The following is a 24,072-nucleotide window of genomic DNA, read 5'->3' on the forward strand; positions in this document are numbered from 1 at the left end:
AAACGCGCGTCGATTCATGCGGCATCCGCCGCGAGATCAATCGACCAGCGTTTCCGTACGATCGAAAGGAGCCGCCCCATGCCCGAGGCGTCGCTGCTACCCGCCTACCTTATCGTCGGCGCAGATGAGTACAAGCGCTCCCATGCCGTGGAGCGCATGAAGGCCCGTCTCGAGAAGAGCGGTATGGCCGAGTTCAACCTCGACGAGCGCGATATGACGCGCGATCCCGCCATCGACGATATCGTCGCCTCGCTGAACACGTTCCCCATGGGTGCGGATTTCCGCCTCGTCATCCTCGACGGCTGCGATCGCCTGCCGAAGACCGTGAGCGAGCCGCTTGTTGAGTACCTCGCCAACCCGTCTCCCACCACCGTCTGCCTGATCGTGGCGAACACGCTGGCCAAGAACACGAGGCTGTACAAGGCGGTCGCGAAGATCGACAAGAAGGCGATCGTCGACTGCACGCCCAAGAAGGCCTGGGAGATGCCCAAGCAGGTCGTGTCCATGGCGCGCGCACACGGCAAGGTCATGAGCCTGGCCGCCGCCGAGGCGCTGGTCAGCCGCGCGGGCGAGGCCTCGCGCATGCTCGACAACGAGCTCAAGCGCCTTTCGCAGATGATCGAGGGCCCCGAGATCACCGTCGACGATGTCGAGCGGCTCGTGATGCGCACAGCCGAGGTCAAGCCGTGGGACTTCCTGAACGCCGTTTCCGCCCGCGACCTGCCGCGCGCGCTCGAGCTGTTGGCGCTCCAGCCGGATCGCAGCGAGGTCCGGCTGTTCTCGCTGCTCGTCACCCGCTTGCGGGAGCTCATCGTGGCCAAGGCCCTCGATGCGCGCGGGGCGGGGCGAGAGCTCGCGGCCACCCTCGGCGTTCAGAGCTGGCAGGTGAAGAACCATCTCACATGGGCGCGCCGCTACAAGATGGCTGAGCTCGTCGATGCGCTCTCCGCGGCCGTCGATGTCGAGGCCGCCCTCAAGGGCTCGCGCGATTCCGTCCTCGCCCTGCGCATGTGGGTGATTCAGATCTGCTCGCCGCGCAACGAGAGAAGGGCCGGCTGACCGCCTACGCGCGCGTCTGCAGGGCACCGATGACACAAAACGTACCGTTTGGCACGCAAAGGGGGTCAGTAAAAGCCTTTAGCGTGCCAAACGGTCCGCTTTGTGTCATTTCTCGCTCATGCTCGCCCTTCTCGGAAGGTGCGGCGGTGCATTCGTGCGAGGTCGCGCCGCCCTCGCGCCATGAAAAAGGGTCCCGCTGGCGAAAGCGGGACCCTTGCGATCAACGTTGTACCGTTGAGAAGTTACTCCATGGAGTTGACCAGGTGCTGCACGCCGGACTTGCGGTTGGCGGCCTGGTTCTTGTGGATGACGCCCTTGGCGACAGCCTTGTCGAGCGCGCGGTTGGCGCGGGTCGCGGCAGCAGAGGCAGCAGCCTTGTCGCCAGCCTCAACGGCAGCGTGAACGTGCTTGATCAGCGTCTTGAGCTCGGACTTGATCGCCTTGTTGCGGATGCGGGCAACCTCGGCGGTGCGGATACGCTTCTTCTGAGACTTGATGTTTGCCACTTGCAGAAATCCTTTCAAATGCTTCGATAAGCCTTATGTTCACGGCCTCTGAGACACGGTGAGGTCACAACTCGGTGAGTATAGCACGCGTATGCAGGGAAGAAAAGCGTATTCGGTGTGGAATAGGCGTGATGCTCACGAGATGTGCACGAGTGGACACTCGCGTGAGCCCTCGGCGTTCGGGTATGATAGGCCCCATGGATACGACTAACACCTCACATATCAGAAACTTCTCCATCATTGCGCACATCGACCACGGCAAGTCGACGATCTCGGACCGCATCCTCGAGCTCACGCACACCGTGGACGAGCGCGACATGGAGTCGCAGCTGCTCGACTCGATGGACATCGAGCGCGAGCGCGGCATCACCATCAAGAGCAACGCCGTGCGCGTCATGTACACGGCCGACGATGGCGAGGTCTACCAGTTCAACCTCATCGACACGCCGGGCCACGTCGACTTCACCTACGAGGTCTCGCGCTCGCTCGCCGCGTGCGAGGGCGCGGTTCTCGTGGTCGATGCCACCCAGGGCGTCGAGGCCCAGACGGTCTCCAACGCCAATTTGGCCATGAACGCCAACCTGGACATCGTTCCGGCCATCAACAAGATCGACCTTCCGAGCGCCCATCCCGACGAGGTCAAGACCGAGATCGAGGACGAGCTCGCCATCCCCGCCGACGACGCGGTCTGCGTCTCGGGAAAGACGGGCGAGGGCATCCACGACCTGCTCGAGGCCATCGTGTTTCTCGTCTCGCCGCCGACGGGCGACGCGAAGGCGCCGCTGAAGGCGCTCATTCTCGATTCGTATTTCGATGAGTACCGCGGCGTGGTGGCGACGGTGCGCGTCTTCGACGGCTCAATCCGCAAAGGCGATACGCTCACCATGATGCAGACCGGCGAGAGCTTTTTGGTCGACGGCGTGGGCATCAAGCGCCCCGCCGAGATCCTCGTCGACGAGATCGCCGTCGGCGAGGTCGGCTTCGTGGTGACGGGCCTCAAGGATCCGGGGGCGGTGCACGTGGGCGACACGCTGACGTACCGCGACCGTCCGTGCCCCGAGCCGCTGCCGGGCTATCGCGAGGCCAAGCCCATGGTCTATACCGGCCTGTTCCCGATTGACAACAAGGATTACGAGAACCTGCGCGACGCCCTCGAGAAGCTGCGCGTGAACGACCCGTCGCTCACCTGGAGCCCCGAGACCTCCGTGGCGCTCGGCTTCGGCTTCCGCGTGGGTTTCCTCGGCCTGCTTCACATGGAGGTCGTCAAGGAACGCCTGGAGCGCGAGTTCGACCTCGACCTCATCGCGACGAGCCCCAGCGTGGACTACCACGTCTACAAGACCGACGGCACCATGGTCGACGTGCGCAGCCCGCAGGATCTTCCCGACGTGACGCGCATCGACCATATCGAGGAGCCCTACCTCGCTGCGAAGGTCATCGTGCCGCCCGAGTACACCGGCGCGGTCATGCAACTCGCCATCGAGCACCGCGCGGTCATGACCGACATGATCCACCTGTCCGCCAAGTCGGTGGAGATGCATTTCGACATGCCGCTCGCCGAGCTCATCTTGGACTTCTTCGACCAGCTCAAGAGCCGCACCAAGGGATATGCGAGCCTCGACTACGAGTTCTCCGGCTATCGCACGAGCGAGCTCGTCAAGCTCGACATCCTGCTTTCGGGCGACGAGGTCGACGCGCTGTCCTTCATCGTCCACAAGGACAAGGCCTACCCGCTCGCGCGCGGGCTGTGCGACAAGCTCAAGGAGATCATCCCCAGGCAGCAGTTCGAGGTGCCCATCCAGGGTGCGATCGGCAACAAGATCATCGCGCGCTCGACGGTCAAGGCGGTGCGCAAGGACGTGCTCGCCAAGTGCTACGGCGGCGACATCTCGCGCAAGCGCAAGCTGCTCGAGAAGCAGAAAGAGGGCAAGAAGCGCATGAAGGCCATCGGCTCGGTCGATGTGCCGCAAGAGGCGTTCCTTGCGATTCTGAAGGTGGACGAGTAACCGCGTGAAATTCTAGGGACAGTCCCTAGAATTTCATTGCGTGCAAAGGGGATTCATGGGGTTTTCCGACGACCTGCGCGCGGCCTATGCCGAGCAGCCGTTTCTGCTGGCACCCATGGCGGGCGTGACCGACGCGGCCTACCGAATCATGTGCCGTCGCCGCGGGGCGGCCATGGCGTACTCCGAGATGGTGAGCGTCGCCGGGCTGGCATACGCGAGCAACAAGACCTGGCGCCTCGTGCTGCCCGAGGACGAGGAGCCCCAGATCTGCGTGCAGCTGTTCGGCTCCAAGCCCGAGCAGTTCGCGGGCGCCGTCGATGCGGTGCAGGAGCGCGTGGGGGACAAGCTCTCGCTGATCGATATCAACATGGCGTGCCCCGCGCGCAAGGTCATCACCAAGGGCGAGGGTTCCGCCCTCATGGAGACCCCCGAGCTAGCCGCGGATATCGTGCGCGCCGCCGTCGGGCGCGCCCAGGTGCCGGTGACCGTCAAGATGCGCATCGCGTTCCGTACGGGCGAGCGCACCGCGCCCGAGCTCGCGCGCATGCTCGAGGACGCGGGCGCCGCCGCCGTGGCGGTTCACGGGCGCACGGCCAAGCAGCTCTACACCGGGGCCGCCGACTGGTCCATCATCGACGAGGTCGCCGATGCCGTGGAGATCCCGGTCGTGGGCTCGGGCGACGTGTTCTCGGCCGAGGACGCCGTGCGCATGCTCAAGACCACGAAGGCCGAGGCCGTGTTCGTGGCGCGCGGCACCTACGGCAACCCCTGGGTCTTCGACGATGCGCGCGCCCTCGCCGCGGACGGGACCGCGGTGCCCGTCCGCTCGGCGCACGAGCGTCTCGAGGCCCTCCGGGAGCATCTGGGCCTCGTGCACCACTACCTGCCGTTCATGGCGCGCGCCCGCACGTTCGCGACGTGGTATCTCAAGGGCATGCCGCATGCCGCTGCGTGGCGCGGGCGCGTGGTCAAGTGCACGGACTTTAGGGACTTCATGGACCTGGTCGACGAGATCGAGGCGGACGTGGCCGTTTGCGAGGAGATCCTCGCCGCGGGCGGCACCCTGCCTCCTCTCGCGAGCGCGTAGCGCTCGGCGCCCATGCTTCCAAAGAGCGCCATGGGAGCGCATCCGGGCGAATAGCGCTCCTGTGGCGTACACTCGGTCGGTGGACGCTCCATGTGCGCGCCGTGGACGTGCGGAAGGGGAATGCGAATGGTCGATGCGCTCTATATCCATGTGCCGTTTTGCCATGCGAAGTGCCTGTACTGCGATTTCGATTCCCGGGCATGCCGGGACGCTTCGGCCTACGATGCGTACGTCGCATCCATGCGGGAGTGCATCGAGCGGCTGGGGGAGACGGGCGCGCTGTCGTCCTGCCGGACGGTCTATATCGGCGGCGGCACGCCGAGCGTTTTGGGCGACCTGCTGATCGAGCTCGCGCGATGCGTGCGCGAGGCTGCGCCCGGCGTCGTCGAGTTCTCGTGCGAGGCGAATCCCGAGTCGTTTTCGGCGGGTCTGGCGGAGTCGCTCGCGGGCGCAGGCGTGACGCGTGTGTCGCTCGGGGTCCAGAGCTTCGTCGACGACGAGCTCCGTGCGCTCGGGCGCCTGCATTCGGCGCGCGGCGCACGCGAGGCCATCGACGCGGCGTGTGCCGCGGGGCTGGACGTGTCGTGCGACCTCATGTGCGGCATTCCCTTGCAGACGGCTGAAAGCTGGGAGGCCACGCTCGATGCGGCCGTCGCCGCCCGGATGAATCACGTTTCGGTCTACCCGCTCACGATCGAGGACGGAACGCCGCTCGCCGCGAAGGTCGAGCGCGGCGCGCTCGCCGAGCCCGACGAGGACTTCCAAGCATGGTGCATGGAGGGGGCGAGGCGGCGGCTCGGGTCCGCCGGCATGCGCCCTTACGAGGTGGCGAGCTATGCGCGACCGGGCAAGGAGTGCGCCCACAACATCGCCTATTGGACCGGGAAGAGCTATCTGGGGCTCGGGCGGTCTGCGGCGAGCATGTTCGACCGTAAGACGTATGGTGAGCTGCGCTGCGTCCTTTCGCTGCCCGAGGTCGGGGAGGATGCCGCGAGGATCCGCTTCGTCCAGACGACCGACGCGCTGCCCGGCGGAAGGCGCGTGCCGGCTTCCTTCGATATCGAGCAGATGCGCGCCCGCGAGGCCGTCGCGGAGGACCTGATGCTCGGCATGAGGATGTCGCGCGGGGTGGGCTGCGGGCTGCTCGTACGCGCCCGCGAGGAGATCGGGTCGGATGCGGTCGACCGCGCCGTCGACCATGCGCTGTCGCGGGGGCTCGCCCGCTGGTGCGACACGGCGGGCGGGCGGCGCCTGGTACCCACCCACGACGGCTGGCTTCTCGGCAACGAGCTTTACGGCCTGTTCTGGGACCTGGCCTCCGCATGATATTCTAGGGACTGAAATTCTAGGGACAGTCCCTATAATTTCACATTCTGACAAGATGCCCTGGGAAGAGAAGATCGCCTACGTGAAATTAAAGGGACTGTCCCTAGAATTTCACCGCTCTCGTTGGTGTACGGACGTGCAGGTATCGTGGGGTGTGCATATTAACCGTGCGGTTCGGTACAATAGAGCAACTGAAAAAACCGCAGGAGGTTATGTCGCCATATGGCAACGATGAACGAGAAAGACTACTACGCGATCCTCGGGGTTTCGAAGGATGCGTCGGCGCGCGAGATCCAGAAGGCCTTTCAGCAGAAGGCGCGCAAACTTCACCCGGACGTCAACAAGGCACCGGATGCCGAGGAGAAGTTCAAAGAGGTATCCGAGGCTTACGCGGTGCTGTCCGACGAGCAGAAGCGCGCCCGCTACGACGCCATGCGCTCGGGCAACCCCTTTGCCGGCGCTCCGACGTCCCAGCCCTATGGCGGCGGGTATTCCGGCAGCTATACCGGCGGCGGGTACGGGGGCTTCCCCTTCGGCGGCTTTCCGTTCGACAACGCGTACGGCCAGCGCCGCCGCAGCGGTTCTGCGTACAACCCCGAGACCGGCGCCGACGTCGTGGTCGATGTCGACCTCACCGCGGAGCAGGCCAAGCAGGGCGCGCGCCGCGCGGTGAAGTACCGCCGGTATGAGCCGTGCGACCGCTGCCACGGGTCGGGCTCGGTCTCCTCGGGCGAGGCCCATGCGTGCCCCTCGTGCCACGGCACCGGCACCATCGACGTCGACCTGTCCTTCATGTTCGGCGCGGGTACGTTTCAGACGGTCTGCCCCGAATGCGGGGGCTCGGGGCGCGTGATCGCCGACCCGTGTCCCGACTGCGGCGGCTCGGGAAGGACGCCGGTGGTCACCGAGGCGGTCGTCGAGTTCCCTGCTGGCACCCACGACGGCGACACCGTCCGCGTCTCGTCTATGGGGCACGCGGGCACGAACGGTGCGGCGGGCGGAGACTTGGTCGGTCGCGCGCACGTTGCGGCCGAGCGCCTCGAGGGTACGCCCCGCACGGGCTTCTACCTCGTGGGATTCGTCCTGCCCTTCCTGATTCTCTCGGCGGTCCAGGGCGTGTTCGGCGTGTTCGCCATCCTGTGCCTCGTGCCGTTCTTCATGGGGCTCTCCATGATCATTCGCTCGGATCTCAAGAGCCGCTCGAAGATCTGGTGGAAACGCGGCCTGTCGCAGGTGGTCAACGGCATGGCGAACGGCCTGCTGCTGGCGCTCATCTCGGTGTCGTTCTCGTCGTGCATGATGCGCCCGTACTACTATCTCTTCTAACGGCGACCGGCCGGTACGTTTTGGGGTGGGGCCACTATTGATAATGGCCCTCGAAACGGGGTCCACGATCAAAAATGACCCCGTCGCAAAATGTAGCGCCTACGAGTGCTGCGCGTTGGGTATATCTTCTTGGGTCGGTTTTCATCCGGCCCTTCGCTTTGCTGTGTTGCTGAGGATTTCTGGGAAGGAAGTTCGCTGTGGCGGATAAACGGGACTACTACGAGGTACTGGGCGTCGACCGCGACGCCGACCAGCGTACGATCAAGCGCGCGTTCCTGAAGAAGGCGCGCGAGGTGCATCCGGACGTGTCCGACGATCCCGATGCGGAGGCCAAGTTCAAAGAGGTCAACGAGGCGTACTCGGTCCTTTCCGATGAGCAGAAGCGCGCGAACTACGATCGGTTCGGCACGGCGGACGGGCCGGGCATGGGAGGCGGCTACGTCGACTTCTCCGACATCTTCGGCGGCATGGGCATGGACGATATCTTCTCGTCGTTCTTCGGCGGCGGGGCAGCCGGTTCGCGCGGAGGCGCCAGCGCGCGTCGCACCCGCGGCCGCGACATGGCCATCACGCTTACCGTCACCCTCGAGGAGGCCGCGCGCGGCTGCACGAAGACCATCAGCTACGACCGCCTGGCCACGTGCGAGGACTGCCACGGCACCGGCGGCGCCGACGGCGCGCAGGAAAAGCAGTGCCCGCGCTGCCACGGCACCGGCTTCGTGACCACGGTCCAGCGCTCCATCTTTGGCCAGGTCCAGTCCAGCTCGCCGTGCCCCGATTGCCACGGTGAGGGCACCGTCATCGACCATCCCTGCGAGATGTGCGACGGCCAGGGCCGCACGCCCACCCATGAGAAGATCGATATCGACGTGCCAGCGGGCATCGCCACCGGCCGGCAACTGCGCGTGCGCGGCTACGGCGAGGCCGGATTCCGCGGTGCCGCATCCGGCGACCTCATCGTCACGGTCCAGGTATCCGAGCACGATCGGTTCCAACGCAGCGGCGACGACCTGTACTGCACGGTCGAGGTCCCCATGGCGAGCGCGGCGCTCGGGTGCACGGTCCAGGTGGACGGCATCCTCGACGGCGAGCGCATCGATGTCGAGATTCCGTCGGGCACGCAGTACGGCGACGCCATCACGGTGGACGGGCGCGGCATGCCCCGCTCCGGCGGAGGCGGCTCGCGCGGGCGCCTGATCGTCCGCGTCGCCATCGTCGTCCCGCGCAAGATGAGCCCCGCCGCCCGCGAGGCGCTTGAGAGGTTCGCCCGTGAGATGGGTGAATCGCCGACGCCGCGCAAGACGATGGGCGACCGCATCCGTGACGCCATCGACGACATCTTGGAGTAGCTGCCCGTGCCCATGCCCTTTGTGAGCGTCGTGAACCTCGGCTGCCGCGTCAACCGGGTCGAGAGCGACCGCATGACCGTAGACTTCGCCCGCGCCGGCTTCGGCCTGGTCGATGAGGACGAGGCCGATCTCGTTGTCATCAACACCTGCGCCGTCACCGGCGAGGCGGAGGCCAAGACCCGCAAGGCCGTTCGCCATGCGGTCAACCTGCCGCGCAAGCCCTACGTGGTCGTCACGGGATGCGCGGTCAACCTGCACCCCGACTCCCTCGCCGAGCTTTCCGACCGCGTGGTGATCGAGCCCATGAAGACCGACGTCGCTGCGCGCGCCGCGGACCTCCTGGGATTCGGCGAGACCGGAGCGTGCGATGGCGGCCTCGATTCCCGCGAGCTCGCCGACCTGCTCGGCCGCTCGAGGCTCGGGGTCAAGATCCAGGACGGCTGCAACAACCGCTGCACGTACTGCATCGTCTGGAAGGCCCGCGGGCCCGAGCGCTCCGTGCCCGTCGACGTCGTGCTCGAGCAGGTGCGCGAGGCCTGTGCCGCGGGTATTCCCGAGGTCGTGCTCACGGGTGTGAACCTGGGAGCCTACGACGGCATGGGTCCCGACGACGACCACGTCGAGATCGACGAGCTGCTCGACGCCATCCTGACCGAGACGGATATCCCGCACGTGCGCCTGTCGTCCATCGAGCCGATGGATGTCAGCGAGCGCCTGGTTCGCCGCATGGCCGCAGAGCCTCGGCGCGTGGCCCCCTTCCTGCACCTTCCCGTGCAGTCCGGTTGCACCGCCACACTTCAGCGCATGGGCAGGCCGTATTCCGCGGAGGAGTTCGTGCACACGGTCGCGCGCATTCGCGAGATCCTGCCGGCGGCCTCCATCTCAGGCGACCTGATCGTCGGGTTTCCGGGCGAGACGGACGAGGAGTTCGAGCAGACGCGCGCGTTCGTGGAGCGCGTCGGGTTCTCCCGGCTGCACGTCTTCCGCTACAGCGCACGTCCCGGCACGATTGCCGCCGAGATGCCCGACCAGGTGGCGCCCGAGGTCATGGCGGACCGGTCGCTTGCCATCCGAAAGCTCGTCGAGCGCACGGCTCGCGCGGACGCGCAGGCCCGCATCGGCACGACCGAGCGTGCGGTGGTCGAATATCCCGGGCGCGGGACGTTGGGGTCGTTCCATCGCGTCGTCCTCGATAACGCCCCCGACCTCGCGGTCAAATCGATCGTGGACGTTGCTATCATGTATATGGATGAGGAGGGCGTGCTGCACGGCCGTCCGGTCCTCGACGCTGACGAGTAAACCGGGGCGAGTACCGACGCGCTTGGGCGCGCCGGCGCCCTGCGGCGGATAAGGGGGAGCATGGATACCGCGAAGGTGCGCCTGTCCATTCCTGAGCATATCGATCCTACGCGCATCACCGGTACGGGCGATGCGCTTCTGCGAGCGGTCGAGGACCATACGAGCGCCTCGATCGTCGTGCGCGGAACGGCCATCTCGCTTTCGGGCACGCCCGACGAGGTCGAGCTGCTCTGCCGCCTGTTCACCCATATCATCAAGCTCGCATCTGCCGGCGAGACCCCCAGCGAATCTGACGCCCTGCGCGCGCTTGACGCCCTGCGCGCCGAGCGCTCGGACATCTCGGGCCTCTCCGACGACATCCTACTGACGTATCGCGGCCACGCGATCAGGCCCAAGACGATCGGCCAGAAGCGCTACATCGACGCCATCCGCAACAACACCATCACGTTTTGCATGGGTCCGGCGGGCACCGGCAAGACCTATCTGGCCATGGCCATCGCCGTGGCCGCGCTCAAGCGCCATGAGGTCGGCCGCATCGTGCTCACGCGGCCGGTCGTCGAGGCGGGCGAGAACCTCGGGTTTCTCCCCGGCACCCTTGAGGAGAAGATCGATCCCTATGTCCGCCCGCTGTTCGACGCCCTGTTCGACATGACCGACATGGAGCGCGCGACGACGCTTGTGGAGCAGGGCATCATCGAGATCGCCCCGCTCGCCTACATGCGCGGCCGGACGCTGAACGACGCCATCGTGGTGCTCGACGAGGCGCAGAACACCACGCCCGAGCAGATGAAGATGTTCCTGACCCGCCTGGGGTTCAACTCCAAGTTCATCATCACGGGCGACACGACCCAGCGTGACCTGCCCGGCAGGCGCGGCGGCCTGACCGATATCGAGGACATCCTCTCCGGGGTCGATGACATCGCCTTCATCCACCTCAACCGCGCCGACGTGGTGCGCCATGCGCTCGTCGGCCGCATCGTCGAGGCGTACGACGCATACGAGGACGCGCATCCTGCCGGCGCGCGCCCGCAGAAGGGAGGCGGCCATGGCCGTGCTCATCAGTAACGATGCCGAGCTGGACACGCTGATCGCGGCGTCCGAGATCGAGGAGGCGGTCCTGTGCACGCTCGAGCACGAGGGCGTCGAGCGTCCGGTCGAGGTATCGGTCTCGTTCGTGGACGACGAGGAGATGCGGGGGCTCAACCGCACATGGCGTGAGATCGATGCCCCGACCGACGTGCTGTCGTTCGAATGCGACTCGCCTTTTGACGAGGACATCCCCGCGGAAGAGGCGGTCGAGCTCGGCGACGTGATCCTCGCGCCCGGCGTGATCGCCGCGCAGGCCGCCGAGTTCGGCAACACGCCGGCGGAGGAGTGCCGCCTCATGCTCGTGCACGGCCTGCTCCATCTTTTGGGCTACGATCACCTCGAAGATGCCGAGGCCGCCGACATGGAGGCGCGCGAGATTGAGGTCCTGCGCGAGCTCGCCCGCCGCCGCGGAGACGATCCCGATGACGTGAAGATCGGTCCCACGACCCGCCACCAGGGCGAGTAGGAGGGGTTGAGATGATTCCCGGTTCCAACAAGGACCACCCGTCGTTCATCCGGTCGTTCGGATACGCCCTCGAGGGCTTTGTCACGGCGGTGCGCACCGAGCGCAACATCAAGGTGATGCTCGCGCTGGGCATCGCCGCGGTCGTGGTCGGCTGCGTCCTGAAGATCGACCTGCTCTCCTGGTGCCTGGTGGCCCTGTGCTTCGGTCTCGTGATCTTCGCGGAGCTGGTGAACACAGCGATCGAGGCCATCGTCGATCTCGCCACCCAGGAATACCATCCGCTTGCCAAGCGCGCGAAGGACATCGCCGCCGCAAGCGTCTACACGCTGTCGATCACCGCGGCGATCGTCGGCATCATCGTGTTCGCCCGTGCGCTGGGATTCATCGCCTAGCGTCCAAGAAAGACGAGGAACCATGACTGAGTTGGATAAAGACCTGCTGGAGACGGCTGAGGCGCTCGACGACGCCGAGGATGTCCTCGACGAGAAAGACGGGCTCGATACCGACGAGGAGCTCGAGGAGTTCGACCCCTTTGCGGACCTGAGCGACGACGAGCTCGATGCGCTCGTCGAGTCGCAGGGCGGCGTCGGCGCCGAGCTGGGCCTTGTGGCGGGGGACACGCCCGAGGGATTCCGCAGCGGTTTCGTCGCGCTGGTCGGTCGTCCCAATGCGGGCAAGTCCACGCTGCTCAACGCCTGCATGGGCACCAAGGTCGCCATCACCTCGCCGGTCGCCCAGACGACGCGCCGGCGCATGCGCGCCGTCGTGGACCGCGACGAGTTCCAGCTCGTGTTCGTCGACACGCCGGGCATCCATAAGCCCAAAGACGGGCTCGGCTCCGAGCTGAACCGCTCTGCGCTCGCGGAGCTTTCCGATGTCGACGTGGTCGCCTTCCTGATCGATGCGTCGGTGCCCATCGGGCGCGGAGATGCATGGGTCGCCGAGCGCGTGGCGGCGTCTTCCGCGGTCAAGGTGCTCGTCCTCACCAAGGCGGACAAGGTCGATCAGACCAAGATGATCAAGCAGATCGAGGAGGCGCGCAAGCTCGTGGACTTCGACGACGTGATCGTCGTCTCCTCCACGGAGGGGTTCAACGTCGAGCCCTTCATCCAGCTGGTCGCCGACTACCTGCCGCAGGGTCCGCGCTGGTACCCCAAGGGCATGGACACCGATACCGACGACGCGACGCTCGTGGCCGAGTTCGTGCGCGAGAAGGTGCTGCTGCGCACGCGCGAGGAGGTGCCCCATTCGGTCGGCGTCGTATGCGACTCGTTCGAGAGCACATCGAAGCTCGTGCGCGTCCACGCCACGGTCTACGTCGAGCGCGAGGGGCAAAAAGGCATCCTCATCGGGCGCAAGGGCGAGATGATCAAGCATATCGGCACCGATGCGCGCCATGACCTGGAGCGCCTGTTCGGTCGCAAGGTGTACCTGGAGCTCGCGGTGCGCGTGAAGCAGGGTTGGCGCGACGACGTCAACGAGATCCGCCGCATGGGCTACGCCTTCGAGGAATAGCCGAGAGGGGCTCCTTCCGTGGCGGGATCGCGTACATATCGCACGCGCGCCGTCGTGCTCGACAAGGTCAAGCTCAAAGAGACCGATTTGATCTTGACTCTTATGTCCGAGAAGGGACGCCAGATCCGCGCGGTCGCCAAGGGCGCCCGCAAGCCGGGGTCCCGCCTGGCGGCGCGCTGCGAGCTGTTCTGCACGGTCGATGTGCTGCTCGCCCATGGCCGCACGCTCGATGTCGTCTCGCAGGCCGAGCTGCTCGCGGCCCCGCTCGGCGCGGGCGCGACCTATGAGCGCATGTGCGCCGCCAGCGCGATCGCCGAGGTCGCGAAGCTTTGCAGCTACGAGGATTCCGAGGATCCATTCACGTTCGCCATCACGGAGCGCGCGCTGTCGCTCGCGGGCGACGAGGCGTGCGACGACGTGCATCTCGATGCGCTGGTCGCCGCCTTCGTGTTCAAGCTGCTTTCCCATGAGGGGTATCGACCCGATCTCTCGTCGTGCGTGCTGTGCGGGGACGCTGCGCTGAGCTACTTTTCCGCTTCGGCGGGCGGCCTGCTGTGCGCGTCGTGCGCCTCGAGCGTGCCGGGCGCCGACGAGGTCGACGCCAATCAGGTGCGCTGGCTCCAGTCGCTGCTGGCGCTGCGGTTCGATGAGCTGGTCGAGGCCCCTGTCGACGGCATGACCGCGACGTTCATGCTGGCTCTTGCCCATGTGTGGGCGGCGACCCATCTCGATGCGCGCCTGAGGTGCCTTGAATTCATGCTGGGTCGCTGATCATCGTTCCCTTTGCGGGGAAATGCCGGTCGACTTCGCCGCTTCGCGCGCGGCCCATGCTGCCCTCTGAGGAAAAGTGGCTAGAAATTTCTATTTTGCTGTTACGAACTCCGTGTGGGCGGGTTCCGATCCGCCGTCTGTGGCTGCTTGCCCACCCTGACAGGTTCCGTTTTGGGGCATTTGAGGCGCTGACGGCAGTATCTCAGCCAGATTGACCTCCTTCGTCTGGCTCGTCTAACAGCAAAACAGAACTTTTTAGCCAGTTTGGCCGCAACGGGTGGAAGCCCGAAGCGACTCACGCCGCAGGGTGCTTCGGGGCGATGCCTGCAAGGGCGTTTTCCTCAACGAGTTCCACCGCAAGGGCCTTGTTCGGTGTTACCTTTGGGGTCGTTCGAGTATCGCTGCAGAAGGGGTAAGTTTCATGAGGACTAAGCAGAGCCTGTTTGCCGAGGACGAGCGGCGCGATATCGCCGCCTGCGGTCGGTCGCTTGCATGCTCGTCTCCTGCCGCCCGCAGCGCCGAGGGGGCTCACGAGCCGACTCCTACGCCGTATTTCGTGCTCGACGAGCTGTTCTCCCATCTCGCGTTCGACGAAGGCTCGCAGCTTCTCGACGTTGGATGCGGCACGGGGCGCGTCCTCGCGTACTTCGCGTCGCGCGGCTTTTCGGGCGCAGCGGTCGGCGTCGAGCTCGACGGCGACCTCGTGACGCGCGCGTCCTCTTGGATCGGGCGGTTTCCCCGGCTCTCTGTACGATGCGCGAACGTGCTCGACGAGCCGCTCGGCGCCTATACCCACATATACCTGTTCAACCCTTTCGACACCCCGGTCCTCGCGCGCTTCCTCGACAAGATCGAGGAGGAGATCGCGCATCCGGTCACGGTGATCCATATGTCCGATAACGGCGAGCGTTACGCCTACGCGGGTCGACCCGGATGGAGCATCGAGCGCCAGGGTTCGTTCCAATGGTTCGAGGGTGTCCAGGTGTTCGGCTACCCGCAGACCTACACCATCTGGTCGTATAGCGGGCGCGCCGTCTTGTCCGCTCTGGACAATGATAAAAAAATATTAGACTGAACTCGAGCTCGGTGCATCGCGAAGTAAACCAACACATACCCAACGGCTCTCTCCACGAATACTACGGAAAATTCTACCTGCGATAACGCTTACGAGACGGAATCGTCCGTCCATAGGGTTGTGCTGGCCAAAACGACCTCCAATGCAATAAAAAGTTATTGTACATAGTAGAGGGGAGTACTTATGGCACGACTTCATGTCATGGAGCGCAGCCATGCCCAGGCCGTCATGGACGACCTGCATGATGCACTCGGTCGGCGTCTCGCCGCTCGATCGCTCGCGCCGTGCCCGGTCGAGTTCACCGCGGCGCTCGTCAACCTGTGCGCCACGCAGAGCTGCGGCAAATGCACGCCTTGCCGCGTGGGACTCAGGGCGCTGTCGGATCTGCTCGAGGATGTGCTGGAGAACCGCGCTACGCTCGAGACGATCGATCTGATCGAAAAGACCGCGAACACGATCTACCTGTCGAGCGACTGCGCGATCGGTTACGAGGCGGGCTCGATGGCGCTCATGGCCGTGCGCGGGTTCCGCGACGACTTCGAGCATCACGTCCGTGAGCACGCCTGCGGGTTCGCAGAGAACGAGCGGGTTCCGTGCGTTGCCGGATGCCCCGCCAACGTCGACATTCCCGGGTACATCTCGCTTGTTGAGGCGGGCCGCTACACCGATGCGGTCAGGCTCATCCGCAAGGACAATCCGCTGCCCATCGTTTGCGGCCGCGTGTGCGAGCACCCGTGCGAGATGCACTGCCGCCGCGGCATCGTCGATGACCCGTTGAACATCCTGGCGCTCAAGCGCTACGCCACCGATCACATGGAAGAGGACTACCGTCCGTGGATCGCCGAGAAGACCGGTCGGCGCATCGCCGTCATCGGCGGCGGCCCCGCGGGCATCAGCTGTGCGTACTACCTGGCCATCATGGGGCACGATGTCACGATCTTCGAGCAGCGCAAGCACTTGGGCGGCATGCTGCGCTACGGTATCCCGAGCTACCGCCTGCCGCGCGAGGATCTCGACCAGGAGATCCAGTGGATCCTGGACTGCGGCATCAAGGTGGAGCTCGAGCACGCGGTGGACGGCGCCGAGCTCGAGCGCATGCGCGCTGACTTCGACGCGGTCTACCTTGCCATCGGTGCGCACAACGACAAGAAGCTCGGCCTTCCCGGCGAGGATGCCGAGGGCGTCGTCTCCGCGGTGCAGATGCTGCGCGCCATCGGCGACGGCGAGATGCCCGACTTCTCCGGTGAGCGCGTCGTGGTCATCGGCGGCGGCAACGTCGCGATGGACGTCGCCCGCTCGAGCGTCCGCCTGGGTGCCGAGAAGGTCATCATCGCCTACCGCCGTCGCATCTGCGACATGACGGCGCAAGATGCCGAGATCGCGGGCGCCGAGGCGGAGGGCTGCCAGATCATGGAGCTCAACGCACCGGTCCGCGTGGAGACCGATGAGGCCGGGCGCGTCGCCGGCGTCGTCGTGCAGCCGCAGATCATCTGGGCGCCCGGCCCCTCGTGCCGCCGCCGCGCCCGAGCAGCTCATCGCGTGCGACCGCGTGATCGTGGCCATCGGACAGGACATCGATTCCGCTCCGTTCGAGGCCATGGGCGTGCCGTGCAAGTGGGGCCGCGTCGTGACCGATTCCGACGGGGCCGTGCCCGGATTCGAGGGCCTGTACTCGGGCGGCGATTGCCAGACCGGGCCCGCGACCGTCATCCGCGCCATCAATGCCGGCAAGGTCGCTGCGGCGAACATCGACCGATACCTCGGCTTCGACCATCAGATCCTGCTCGAGGTCGAGCTGCCGCCCGTCCAGTTCAAGGGCAAGCGCCTGTGCGGCCGCTGCGAGCTCAAGGAGCGCGACGCCGCCGAGCGCATCGGTGACTTCGAGATGGCCGAGATCGGTCTTACCGAGGAGGAGGCGCACCAGGAGGCATCGCGCTGCCTGCGCTGCGATCATTTCGGCTTCGGCGCGTTCCGTGGGGGGAGGAATTTCCAGTGGTAAAGCTGATTATCGACGACCGCGTGGTCGAGGTGCCCGAGCACACGACGATTCTGGACGCTGCGGCGAGCGTGGGCATCAAGATCCCGACGCTGTGCTATCTGCGCGACCTCAACGAGGTCGGGGCGTGCCGCGTGTGCGTGGTCGAGGTCGAGGGCATCGACCAGCTCGTGGCCGCATGCAACAACTACGTGCTCGACGGCATGATCGTGCACACGAACAGCCGCAAGGCGCGGATCGCGCGCAAGGCGAACGTCGAGTTTCTGCTCTCGCAGCATGATTCCGAGTGCACGAGCTGCGCCCGTTCGGGCAACTGCTCGCTGCAGAGCCTCGCGAACGACCTGGGAATCACCGATCTGCCGTATCCCAAGCATCTCGAGGGGTTCCGCTCCGATCCCGCCTTCCCGCTCATCCGCAACAACGACAAGTGCATCAAGTGCCTGCGCTGCATCCAGATCTGCGAGAAGGTCCAGGCGACGGGCGTATGGGACCTCACGAGCCGCGCGAGCCATGCGTCGGTGAACGTTGCGGGCGGCAAGGAGCTCTCGCAAACCGATTGCGCCCTGTGCGGCCAGTGCATCACGCACTGCCCGACCGGCGCGCTGCGTGCCCGCGACGACACGGAGCGCGTGTTCGACGCCCTGGAGGACCAGGAGAAGATCTGCCTCGTGCAGATCGCCCCGGCGGTCCGCACCTCGTGGGGCGAGTCGCTCGGCCTCACCCATGAGGAGGCGACCGTCGAGCGCTTGGCGAGCGCTCTGCGCGCCATGGGCTTCGATTACGTGTTCGACACGAACTTCTCGGCGGACCTCACCATCATGGAAGAGGGCTCCGAGCTGCTCGAGCGCATCAAGAAGGCGAGCGAGCCGGGCGGGGAGGACATTAAGTTCCCGATGTTCACCTCATGCTGCCCCGGATGGATCCGCTACGTCAAGTCGCACTATCCGGAGCTGCTCGACCAGGTCTCGACGTCCAAGTCCCCGCAGCAGATGTTCGGTGCGGTCGCCAAGACCTACTATGCCCATGCGCTGGGCGTGGACCCCTCGAAGATCTTCAGCGTGTCCATCATGCCGTGCGTGGCCAAGAAGGCCGAGGCCGCGCTGCCGACCATGGTGGGCGAGACTGGCGACCCCGACGTCGACGTGGTGCTCACGGTGCGCGAGGTCGACCGCATGATCCGCGCGTCGCATATCGATGCGGGCGCTCTTCCCGAGCAGGAGCTCGACCAGCCTCTCGGCGTCGGCACGGGTGCGGCGGTCATCTTCGGTGCGACCGGCGGCGTCATGGACGCGGCGCTGCGCTCCGCCTACTTCCTCGCGACGGGCGAGAATCCCGATCCCGACGCATTCTCCGGCGTGCGCGGCCTCGACGGCTGGAAGGAGAAGACCTTCGATCTGGCCGGCACCCCGCTGCGCGTGGCCGTGGCACACGGTCTGGGCAACGCCCTCAAGCTTATCGAGGCCCTGCGAGCCGGGGAAGTTTCATACGACTTCGTCGAGATCATGGCGTGTCCCGGCGGGTGCGTGGGCGGCGGTGGCCAGCCCATTCACGACGGCTGCGAGCTCGCCGGCGAGCGCGGCGACGTGCTGTGGGGCCTTGACGCGCAGGCGCCCATCAGGTTCTCCCACGAGAACCCGAGCGTGAAGCTCGTCTACGACGATTTCTTTGGCCATCCGCTCTCCGAGCGCGCCGAGGAGCTTCTCCACACCGACCATACCGCGTGGTCGATGCCGAAGTAGGATCTTCGCGGGACGATTCGCGTTGCTCTTCTTCGTTGTATTCCGCGGCCGGCAACCTTGCCGGTCGCGGTTTTTTTCTGCCGCCTGCCGACTGGTTCCACAGTGCGCGTAAACAATCGTGGTAACGAGGGAAACTCCTGCTAAGAGTTCCTAGTTGTATTACTGATATATGTGTTGCACGAGCAAAAGGGGGACACGATGCTTTCGGTGGTTCGCGTTTGGCGTTCATGTGACGAGCGGGAGAGGAGAGCCGTTGTAAAGCCCTTGCTCGTCGGTTCAGCTTGCGCGGTCATGTGCGGTGTCCTTGATGTAGCCTTGAATGCGGCAGTCGATTCCGGTCGTATCTCGTTGAGCGATACGGGCGGGTTGCTTCTCCTTGCGCTGCTCGGCTTGCTGATCGCATGCGTTGTCGTAACGTTGGTTTATGCAAGCCGGATGCGGCCGGTGGCGTCCAATTGGATGCAGCGCTGCGGACTGAGCCCTCAGACAAGAGCTTTCGGGAGATTGACGCTCAAGACGATGGTGCCGCTGTCGCTTTCATTTCTCGCGCTTATGCCCTTTTTCCTTGTCAGAATGGTGATAGATCTTTTTGATCGCTCCTTCGACGTCAGATTTTATATTTGTCCAGTGCTGATTCTCATTCAGGTGCTCGTGACGCTACGGTGTTTGGCCGCAGAGTTGGGAAAACGGGAGGGGAGGACATCATGAGCTCCGTCAAGCGGTATTGGCGCGCGCTCGGCGATGCACCGAGGGCGGCGATCAAGAAAGTCATCCGTTTTCAGATTATTCTGTTCTTGGCGACGACCGTCGTGTTCGGCTTGCTTGCGTACTCGGTGCTCCACGGCGCCGGGTCCGATGACCCGGTCGGCGCGTTGAGCCTCGTGGGCTTCACGTGGCTTCTGGTCGTCGTCGTGCTGGGCTTTTGCGTCTACGGGTTGGTGCTTGCGTCCAGGGCCTATCGGGCGGTCAAGTCATGGCTGTTTGATCTTGAGGCGCAGGGATATCCCACCAGGGAGACGTGGTCGCGGCAAGATGGCCTGCTTCTCGGTTTTGCGTTGCTGGGATTCACGGGCCTGCCCGTCGAGATAGCGGGCCTGCCGCTTCTCATTTTCTTGCAGGACTGGTCATCTCTTCCCGGAACCATATTGTGGATCGTCCTCGGCATCGTCTTGCCGCCCATCGCCGCCCGCCGCTTCATTCCCCTGTGAAATTCTAGGGACAGTCCCTAGAATTTCAGGTTTGGGGTTGCGCTCGGTTCGGTTGCCGACGTATTTCATAGGTTTGAACTCCTGCAAGGCGTGCTAGAGTGGATAAAGCGTCCCTGGTGGGCGCTTTTGCTGTTTCGAGGGAGAGGAAAGCATGGATCAGTTCTTCAAAATCGGTGACCGCGGGTCCTCGGTGGCAACCGAGTTGCGCGCGGGCCTCACCACGTTTCTCGCCATGGCCTACATCATCGTGGTTAATCCGCTCATCTTGGAGGCGGGCGGGGTGCCCATAGCCGCGGCGGTCACCGCGACCTGCGTCGGCGCGGGCATCATGACCATCCTGATGGGCGTCTGCGCGAACCGTCCGCTTGCCTGCGCCTCGGGCATGGGCATCAACTCGATCGTCGCCTACACGCTTTGCGGCTCTATGGGCCTTGGCTGGCAGACCGCCATGGCCGTCGTCCTCATCGAGGGCATCGCCATTCTGCTGCTCGTGCTCTGCGGCCTGCGCGAGGCCATTATGGAGGCCATTCCGGTATCGCTGCGCCGCGGCATCTCCATCGGCCTCGGCCTGTTCATCGCGATGATCGGCCTCAAGGACGGCGGCATCATCCTGGCCAACGCCGACACACTCGTGTCCCTTGGCAACGTGACCGACCCGACGTTTCTGGTCGGGGTCATCTCCATCGTGGTGACGGTCGTCCTGTACTCCATGAAGGTCAAGGGCGCGCTGCTGTGGGGCATCGTGATCGCCGCCGTCTGCGGCATACCGCTGGGCGTCACCCAGATCCCCACCGGCCTGGTCGCCCCGTTGGACTTCTCGACGTTCGGCGCGCCGTTCATGAGCGACTCCGACGGCGTGATGGGTCTCGTGAAGGCCATCTCCACCCCGACGATCCTGCTGTTCGCCTTCTCGCTCATGATGAGCGACTTTTTCGACACCATGGGCACCGCCATGGCCGTCGCCAAGCAGGGCGAGTTCTTGACCGATGACGGAAGGGTCGAGGATATCAAGCCGATCCTCATCGTCGACTCCGCTGCCGCCGCGGTCGGCGGCATCATGGGCGCCTCGTCCATCACGACGTTCGTCGAGTCCGCGTCGGGCGCCGCCGACGGCGGTCGCACGGGCCTCACCTCGGTCTTCACCGGCATCCTGTTCATCCTCGCCGCGTTCCTCTCGCCGCTTATCTCCTGCATCAGCTCGGCCGCGACGTGCGGCGCGCTCGTGTTCGTCGGCTTCCTCATGATGGGCGATGCGGTCATGGTCAAGTGGAACGACGTGCTCGAGGGTTTCCCGACGTTCATGATCATCGCGGGCATCCCGTTCACGTACTCGATCTCCAACGGCATCGGTCTGGGCTTCATCACCTACGTCGTCGTCGCCGTGGTGAGCGGCCGCTCGCAGTACGTCCGCCCGCTCATGTGGATCGCGGCGATCGCCTTTTTGCTCTACTTCCTGCTGCTGTAGCGACGCATAGGGCATGACGCCCATGCTCCCCGTGCGCATTGTCGTGCAGTTCTGGTGGAGCGTGAAAGCTGTGGTACCATATGCAGCTGTTGGTTACCCGCACTTAGAGATTCGCTGCACCGGCGGTTTCCCAGTGCTGGGCGTACGTGAGAAGAAAGGTGTACATCATGACCGTTTCCAAGGAGCGCAAGGCCGAGCTCACCGCACAGTTTGGCGACAGCCCCGTCGACACCGGCAACCCCAAGGTTCAGGTTGCCATCCTCACCGAGCGCATCCGCGAGCTCACCGAGCACATGAAGTCCCACCAGAAGGACTTCCACACCCGCCGCGGCCTGCTCATGCTCGTCGGTCGCCGTCGTCGTCTGCTCTCCTACATCAAGAAGAACGACATCTTCGAGTACCGTGAGCTCATCAAGGCGCTTGGCATCCGCGACAACATCCAGTAGAGAATCGTGCATGCAGGAGCCCCCTCGGGGGCTCCTTTTCATGTAGGGGGCAGCAATCGCGGTCCCTACACCGCCCGAGGGGGTACCGCCCCGTATCGGACCAGACGTCCCGTGGGCAATGGGGTCCACGGAGTTGAAGGAGAAAAATGTCACTCGTATCCAAAACCTTTGAGCTGTACGGCAAGACCTACACGCTTGAGAGCGGCGAGCTCGCCAAGCAGGCCACCGGTGCCACGCTCGTCAAGCAGGGCGACACCACCGCGCTCGTGACCGTCGTCGTCTCCAAGGAGCGCAAGAACTACGACTTCTTCCCGCTGACCGTTGACTTCAACGAGAAGATGTACGCAGCCGGCCGCATCCCCGGCGGCTATCTCAAGCGCGAGGGCCGTCCCAGCGAGAAGGCAACGCTCACCGCGCGCATGATCGACCGCCCGATCCGCCCGAGCTTCCCCGACGGCTTCCGCAACGAGGTTCAGATCGTGGCGACCTCCCTGGTTGCCGACCAGGTGAACCCCATCGACGTCATCTGCACCATGGGCGCCTCGCTCTCCCTCACGCTCGGCGGCGTGCCGTTCGAGGGACCGCTCGCCTGCGTGCGCATCGGCCGCAACGTCGAGACCGGCGAGTTCATCGTCAACCCCACCTATGAGGAGCGCGAGAACTCCGACCTCGACCTGGAGCTCGCGGGTACGCGCGACTTCATCTCCATGGTCGAGGCCGGCGCCAAGGAGGTTACCGAGGAGGATATGCTGGCCGCCATGGAGTTCGGCCAGGAGGCCATCGGCGCCTTCTGCGACGCCCAGCTCGCGTTCGTCGAGGAGTGGGAGCGCGTCAACGGCCCGATCGAGCCCAAGGAGTACATCCTCGATCAGCCCGTCCCCGAGGTCGAGGAGCGCATCTTCGCCCATTACGACGAGATGTACGCCGCGCTTTCCGATGCCGACAAGCTCTCCCGCATCGCCCACGTCGAGGAGCTCAAGGAGCGCATCCGCGCCGAGTTTACCGAGGATGAGCAGCTCGAGTGGGAGCGCGAGATCCCGGTGAACCTGAAGAAGCTCGAGAAGAAGGCCATGCGCACCATGGTCGTCGAGACCGGCGAGCGCGTCGACGGCCGTGCCGCCGACGAGATCCGCCCGATCATGGTCAAGGACAGCTACCTGCCGCTCGTGCACGGTTCCGGTCTGTTCCAGCGCGGCCAGACCCAGGTGCTCTCCGTGCTGTCGCTCGGCATGCTGAACGAGGGCCAGCGCCTCGACACCATCGAGCCGGTCGAGGGCAAGCGCTACATGCACCAGTACAACTTCCCGCCGTTCTGCACCGGCGAGACCGGCCGCATGGGCTCGCCGAAGCGTCGCGAGATCGGTCACGGCAACCTTGCCGAGCGTGCCCTGCTGCCCGTGCTGCCCGATGAGAACGAGTTCCCCTACGCCATCCGCGTGGTGTCCGAGGTCATGGAGTCCAACGGCTCCTCGTCGATGGCCTCCACGTGCGCGAGCTGCCTTGCCCTGATGGACGGCGGCGTGCCCATCAAGCGCCCCGTTTCCGGTATCGCCATGGGCCTCATCCAGGAGGAGGGCAAGACCGTGGTCCTGTCCGACATCCAGGGCATCGAGGACTTCCTGGGCGACATGGACTTCAAGGTCACCGGCACCGAGCGCGGCATCACCGCCCTCCAGATGGACAACAAGGCCACGGGTCTCACCTTCGACATCCTGCGTGCCGCGCTCGAGCAGGCCAAGCAGGGTCGTGCGTTCATCCTCGGCAAGATGCTCGACGTTATCCCCGGGCCGCGCGAGGCCACGCGCGAGACCGCGCCTCGCATCACCTCGATCTCCATCCCGGTCGATAACATCCGCGACGTCATCGGAAAGGGCGGAGAGACCATCCGCGGCATCCAGGACGAGACCGGCGCGTCCATCGACATCCACGAGGACGGCACCGTGTTCGTGGGCGGTGTCGGCGACTCCGTCGAGGCTGCCATCGAGCGCATCCAGCTCATCGTCAAGGTCCCCGAGGTGGGGGAGGAGTATACGGGCCGCGTCGTCTCCATCCAGCCGTTCGGCGCGTTCGTGAACCTGCTGCCCGGCAAGGACGGCCTGCTGCACATCTCCCGTGTCGCCCAGGGCCGCGTCGATAAGGTCGAGGATGTCCTGAACGTCGGCGACGAGGTCAAGGTCAAGGTCATCGAGGTCGACGACCGCGGCAAGATCTCCCTCGACCGCCTCGACAAGCCCGAGGCTCCCGCCGGTTCCGGTGAGGACTCCGGCGAGAACGGCGGCGGTTTCGGCGGTCGTGCCCCTGTCTCTTATACACATCTAGATGTGTATAAGAGACAGGACCATAC

Annotated in this window: 21 protein-coding genes and 1 pseudogene; 21 read left to right on the forward strand and 1 reads right to left on the reverse strand. The window is 65.1% G+C overall.

Features of this window, described 5'->3' with window-relative positions:
• The first annotated feature begins 78 nt into the window (after positions 1–78).
• The gene (holA, locus tag BN3789_RS06610) at positions 79–1,059 is read left to right on the forward strand and encodes a DNA polymerase III subunit delta (RefSeq protein WP_066831949.1); all 981 of its coding nucleotides are present in this window, start codon (positions 79–81) and stop codon (positions 1,057–1,059) included.
• Positions 1,060–1,301: 242 nt separating this feature from the next.
• Here holA and rpsT read toward each other — a convergent pair whose 3' ends face one another.
• Positions 1,302–1,565, reverse strand: a complete 264-nt coding sequence (gene rpsT, locus BN3789_RS06615; RefSeq protein WP_066831951.1) for a 30S ribosomal protein S20 — start codon at positions 1,563–1,565, stop codon at positions 1,302–1,304.
• A gap of 197 nt (positions 1,566–1,762) precedes the next feature.
• Here rpsT and lepA point away from each other — a divergent pair, with 197 nt between their 5' ends.
• The 20 genes and pseudogenes from lepA to BN3789_RS06710 all read left to right on the forward strand — a co-directional run.
• Positions 1,763–3,571: a translation elongation factor 4 gene (lepA, locus tag BN3789_RS06620; protein ID WP_066831953.1), complete on the forward strand. Its 1,809-nt coding sequence runs from the start codon at positions 1,763–1,765 to the stop codon at positions 3,569–3,571.
• 55 nt (positions 3,572–3,626) lie between these two features.
• Positions 3,627–4,658 (forward strand): tRNA dihydrouridine synthase DusB, encoded by a 1,032-nt coding sequence (gene dusB, locus BN3789_RS06625; RefSeq protein ID WP_066831955.1) that lies wholly within the window; start codon positions 3,627–3,629, stop codon positions 4,656–4,658.
• Positions 4,659–4,784: 126 nt separating this feature from the next.
• Positions 4,785–5,984, forward strand: coding sequence for a radical SAM family heme chaperone HemW (hemW, locus tag BN3789_RS06630; protein WP_066831958.1), 1,200 nt, complete (start codon positions 4,785–4,787; stop codon positions 5,982–5,984).
• Between the two features lie 222 nt (positions 5,985–6,206).
• On the forward strand, positions 6,207–7,310 hold the full coding sequence (locus tag BN3789_RS06635) for a DnaJ domain-containing protein (RefSeq protein WP_187119125.1): 1,104 nt from the start codon (positions 6,207–6,209) through the stop codon (positions 7,308–7,310).
• Positions 7,311–7,507: 197 nt separating this feature from the next.
• On the forward strand, positions 7,508–8,659 hold the full coding sequence (gene dnaJ / locus BN3789_RS06640) for a molecular chaperone DnaJ (RefSeq protein ID WP_066831960.1): 1,152 nt from the start codon (positions 7,508–7,510) through the stop codon (positions 8,657–8,659).
• A 12-nt stretch (positions 8,660–8,671) separates the two neighbouring features.
• On the forward strand, positions 8,672–9,958 hold the full coding sequence (locus tag BN3789_RS06645) for a MiaB/RimO family radical SAM methylthiotransferase (protein ID WP_066831991.1): 1,287 nt from the start codon (positions 8,672–8,674) through the stop codon (positions 9,956–9,958).
• Between the two features lie 60 nt (positions 9,959–10,018).
• Positions 10,019–11,023, forward strand: coding sequence for a PhoH family protein (locus tag BN3789_RS06650; RefSeq protein ID WP_066831962.1), 1,005 nt, complete (start codon positions 10,019–10,021; stop codon positions 11,021–11,023).
• The gene (gene ybeY, locus BN3789_RS06655; RefSeq protein WP_066831964.1) at positions 11,004–11,513 is read left to right on the forward strand and encodes an rRNA maturation RNase YbeY; all 510 of its coding nucleotides are present in this window, start codon (positions 11,004–11,006) and stop codon (positions 11,511–11,513) included. The genes BN3789_RS06650 and ybeY overlap by 20 nt, the downstream gene beginning before the upstream one ends.
• Before the next feature lie 11 nt (positions 11,514–11,524).
• A complete protein-coding gene (locus BN3789_RS06660; RefSeq protein ID WP_066831966.1) occupies positions 11,525–11,905 on the forward strand; it encodes a diacylglycerol kinase family protein in 381 nt (126 codons plus the stop codon).
• 31 nt (positions 11,906–11,936) lie between these two features.
• Positions 11,937–13,028, forward strand: coding sequence for a GTPase Era (era, locus tag BN3789_RS06665; protein WP_411431528.1), 1,092 nt, complete (start codon positions 11,937–11,939; stop codon positions 13,026–13,028).
• 18 nt (positions 13,029–13,046) lie between these two features.
• On the forward strand, positions 13,047–13,799 hold the full coding sequence (gene recO, locus BN3789_RS06670; protein ID WP_066831968.1) for a DNA repair protein RecO: 753 nt from the start codon (positions 13,047–13,049) through the stop codon (positions 13,797–13,799).
• Positions 13,800–14,220: 421 nt separating this feature from the next.
• Positions 14,221–14,874, forward strand: coding sequence for a class I SAM-dependent methyltransferase (locus BN3789_RS06675; RefSeq protein ID WP_066831970.1), 654 nt, complete (start codon positions 14,221–14,223; stop codon positions 14,872–14,874).
• Between the two features lie 228 nt (positions 14,875–15,102).
• Positions 15,103–16,293, forward strand: a pseudogene (locus tag BN3789_RS06680) (FAD-dependent oxidoreductase); the annotation flags it as partial.
• A 25-nt stretch (positions 16,294–16,318) separates the two neighbouring features.
• Positions 16,319–16,873 (forward strand): FAD-dependent oxidoreductase, encoded by a 555-nt coding sequence (locus tag BN3789_RS13340; protein WP_267872872.1) that lies wholly within the window; start codon positions 16,319–16,321, stop codon positions 16,871–16,873.
• On the forward strand, positions 16,867–18,609 hold the full coding sequence (locus BN3789_RS06685; RefSeq protein ID WP_066831971.1) for a [FeFe] hydrogenase, group A: 1,743 nt from the start codon (positions 16,867–16,869) through the stop codon (positions 18,607–18,609). Before BN3789_RS13340 ends, BN3789_RS06685 begins: the two co-directional genes overlap by 7 nt.
• A gap of 198 nt (positions 18,610–18,807) precedes the next feature.
• A complete protein-coding gene (locus BN3789_RS06690) occupies positions 18,808–19,317 on the forward strand; it encodes a hypothetical protein (protein ID WP_066831972.1) in 510 nt (169 codons plus the stop codon).
• The gene (locus BN3789_RS06695; RefSeq protein ID WP_066831974.1) at positions 19,314–19,817 is read left to right on the forward strand and encodes a hypothetical protein; all 504 of its coding nucleotides are present in this window, start codon (positions 19,314–19,316) and stop codon (positions 19,815–19,817) included. Before BN3789_RS06690 ends, BN3789_RS06695 begins: the two co-directional genes overlap by 4 nt.
• A 151-nt stretch (positions 19,818–19,968) precedes the next feature.
• Positions 19,969–21,282: an NCS2 family permease gene (locus tag BN3789_RS06700; RefSeq protein ID WP_066831976.1), complete on the forward strand. Its 1,314-nt coding sequence runs from the start codon at positions 19,969–19,971 to the stop codon at positions 21,280–21,282.
• 167 nt (positions 21,283–21,449) lie between these two features.
• The gene (rpsO, locus tag BN3789_RS06705; RefSeq protein WP_066831978.1) at positions 21,450–21,728 is read left to right on the forward strand and encodes a 30S ribosomal protein S15; all 279 of its coding nucleotides are present in this window, start codon (positions 21,450–21,452) and stop codon (positions 21,726–21,728) included.
• A 146-nt stretch (positions 21,729–21,874) separates the two neighbouring features.
• The coding region (locus BN3789_RS06710) for a polyribonucleotide nucleotidyltransferase (RefSeq protein ID WP_066831980.1) at positions 21,875–24,072 on the forward strand (2,198 nt) is incomplete at its 3' end.

The sequence above is a fragment of the Collinsella ihumii genome (genome assembly GCF_900046475.1).
Taxonomy (GTDB): Bacteria; Actinomycetota; Coriobacteriia; order Coriobacteriales; family Coriobacteriaceae; genus Collinsella; species Collinsella ihumii.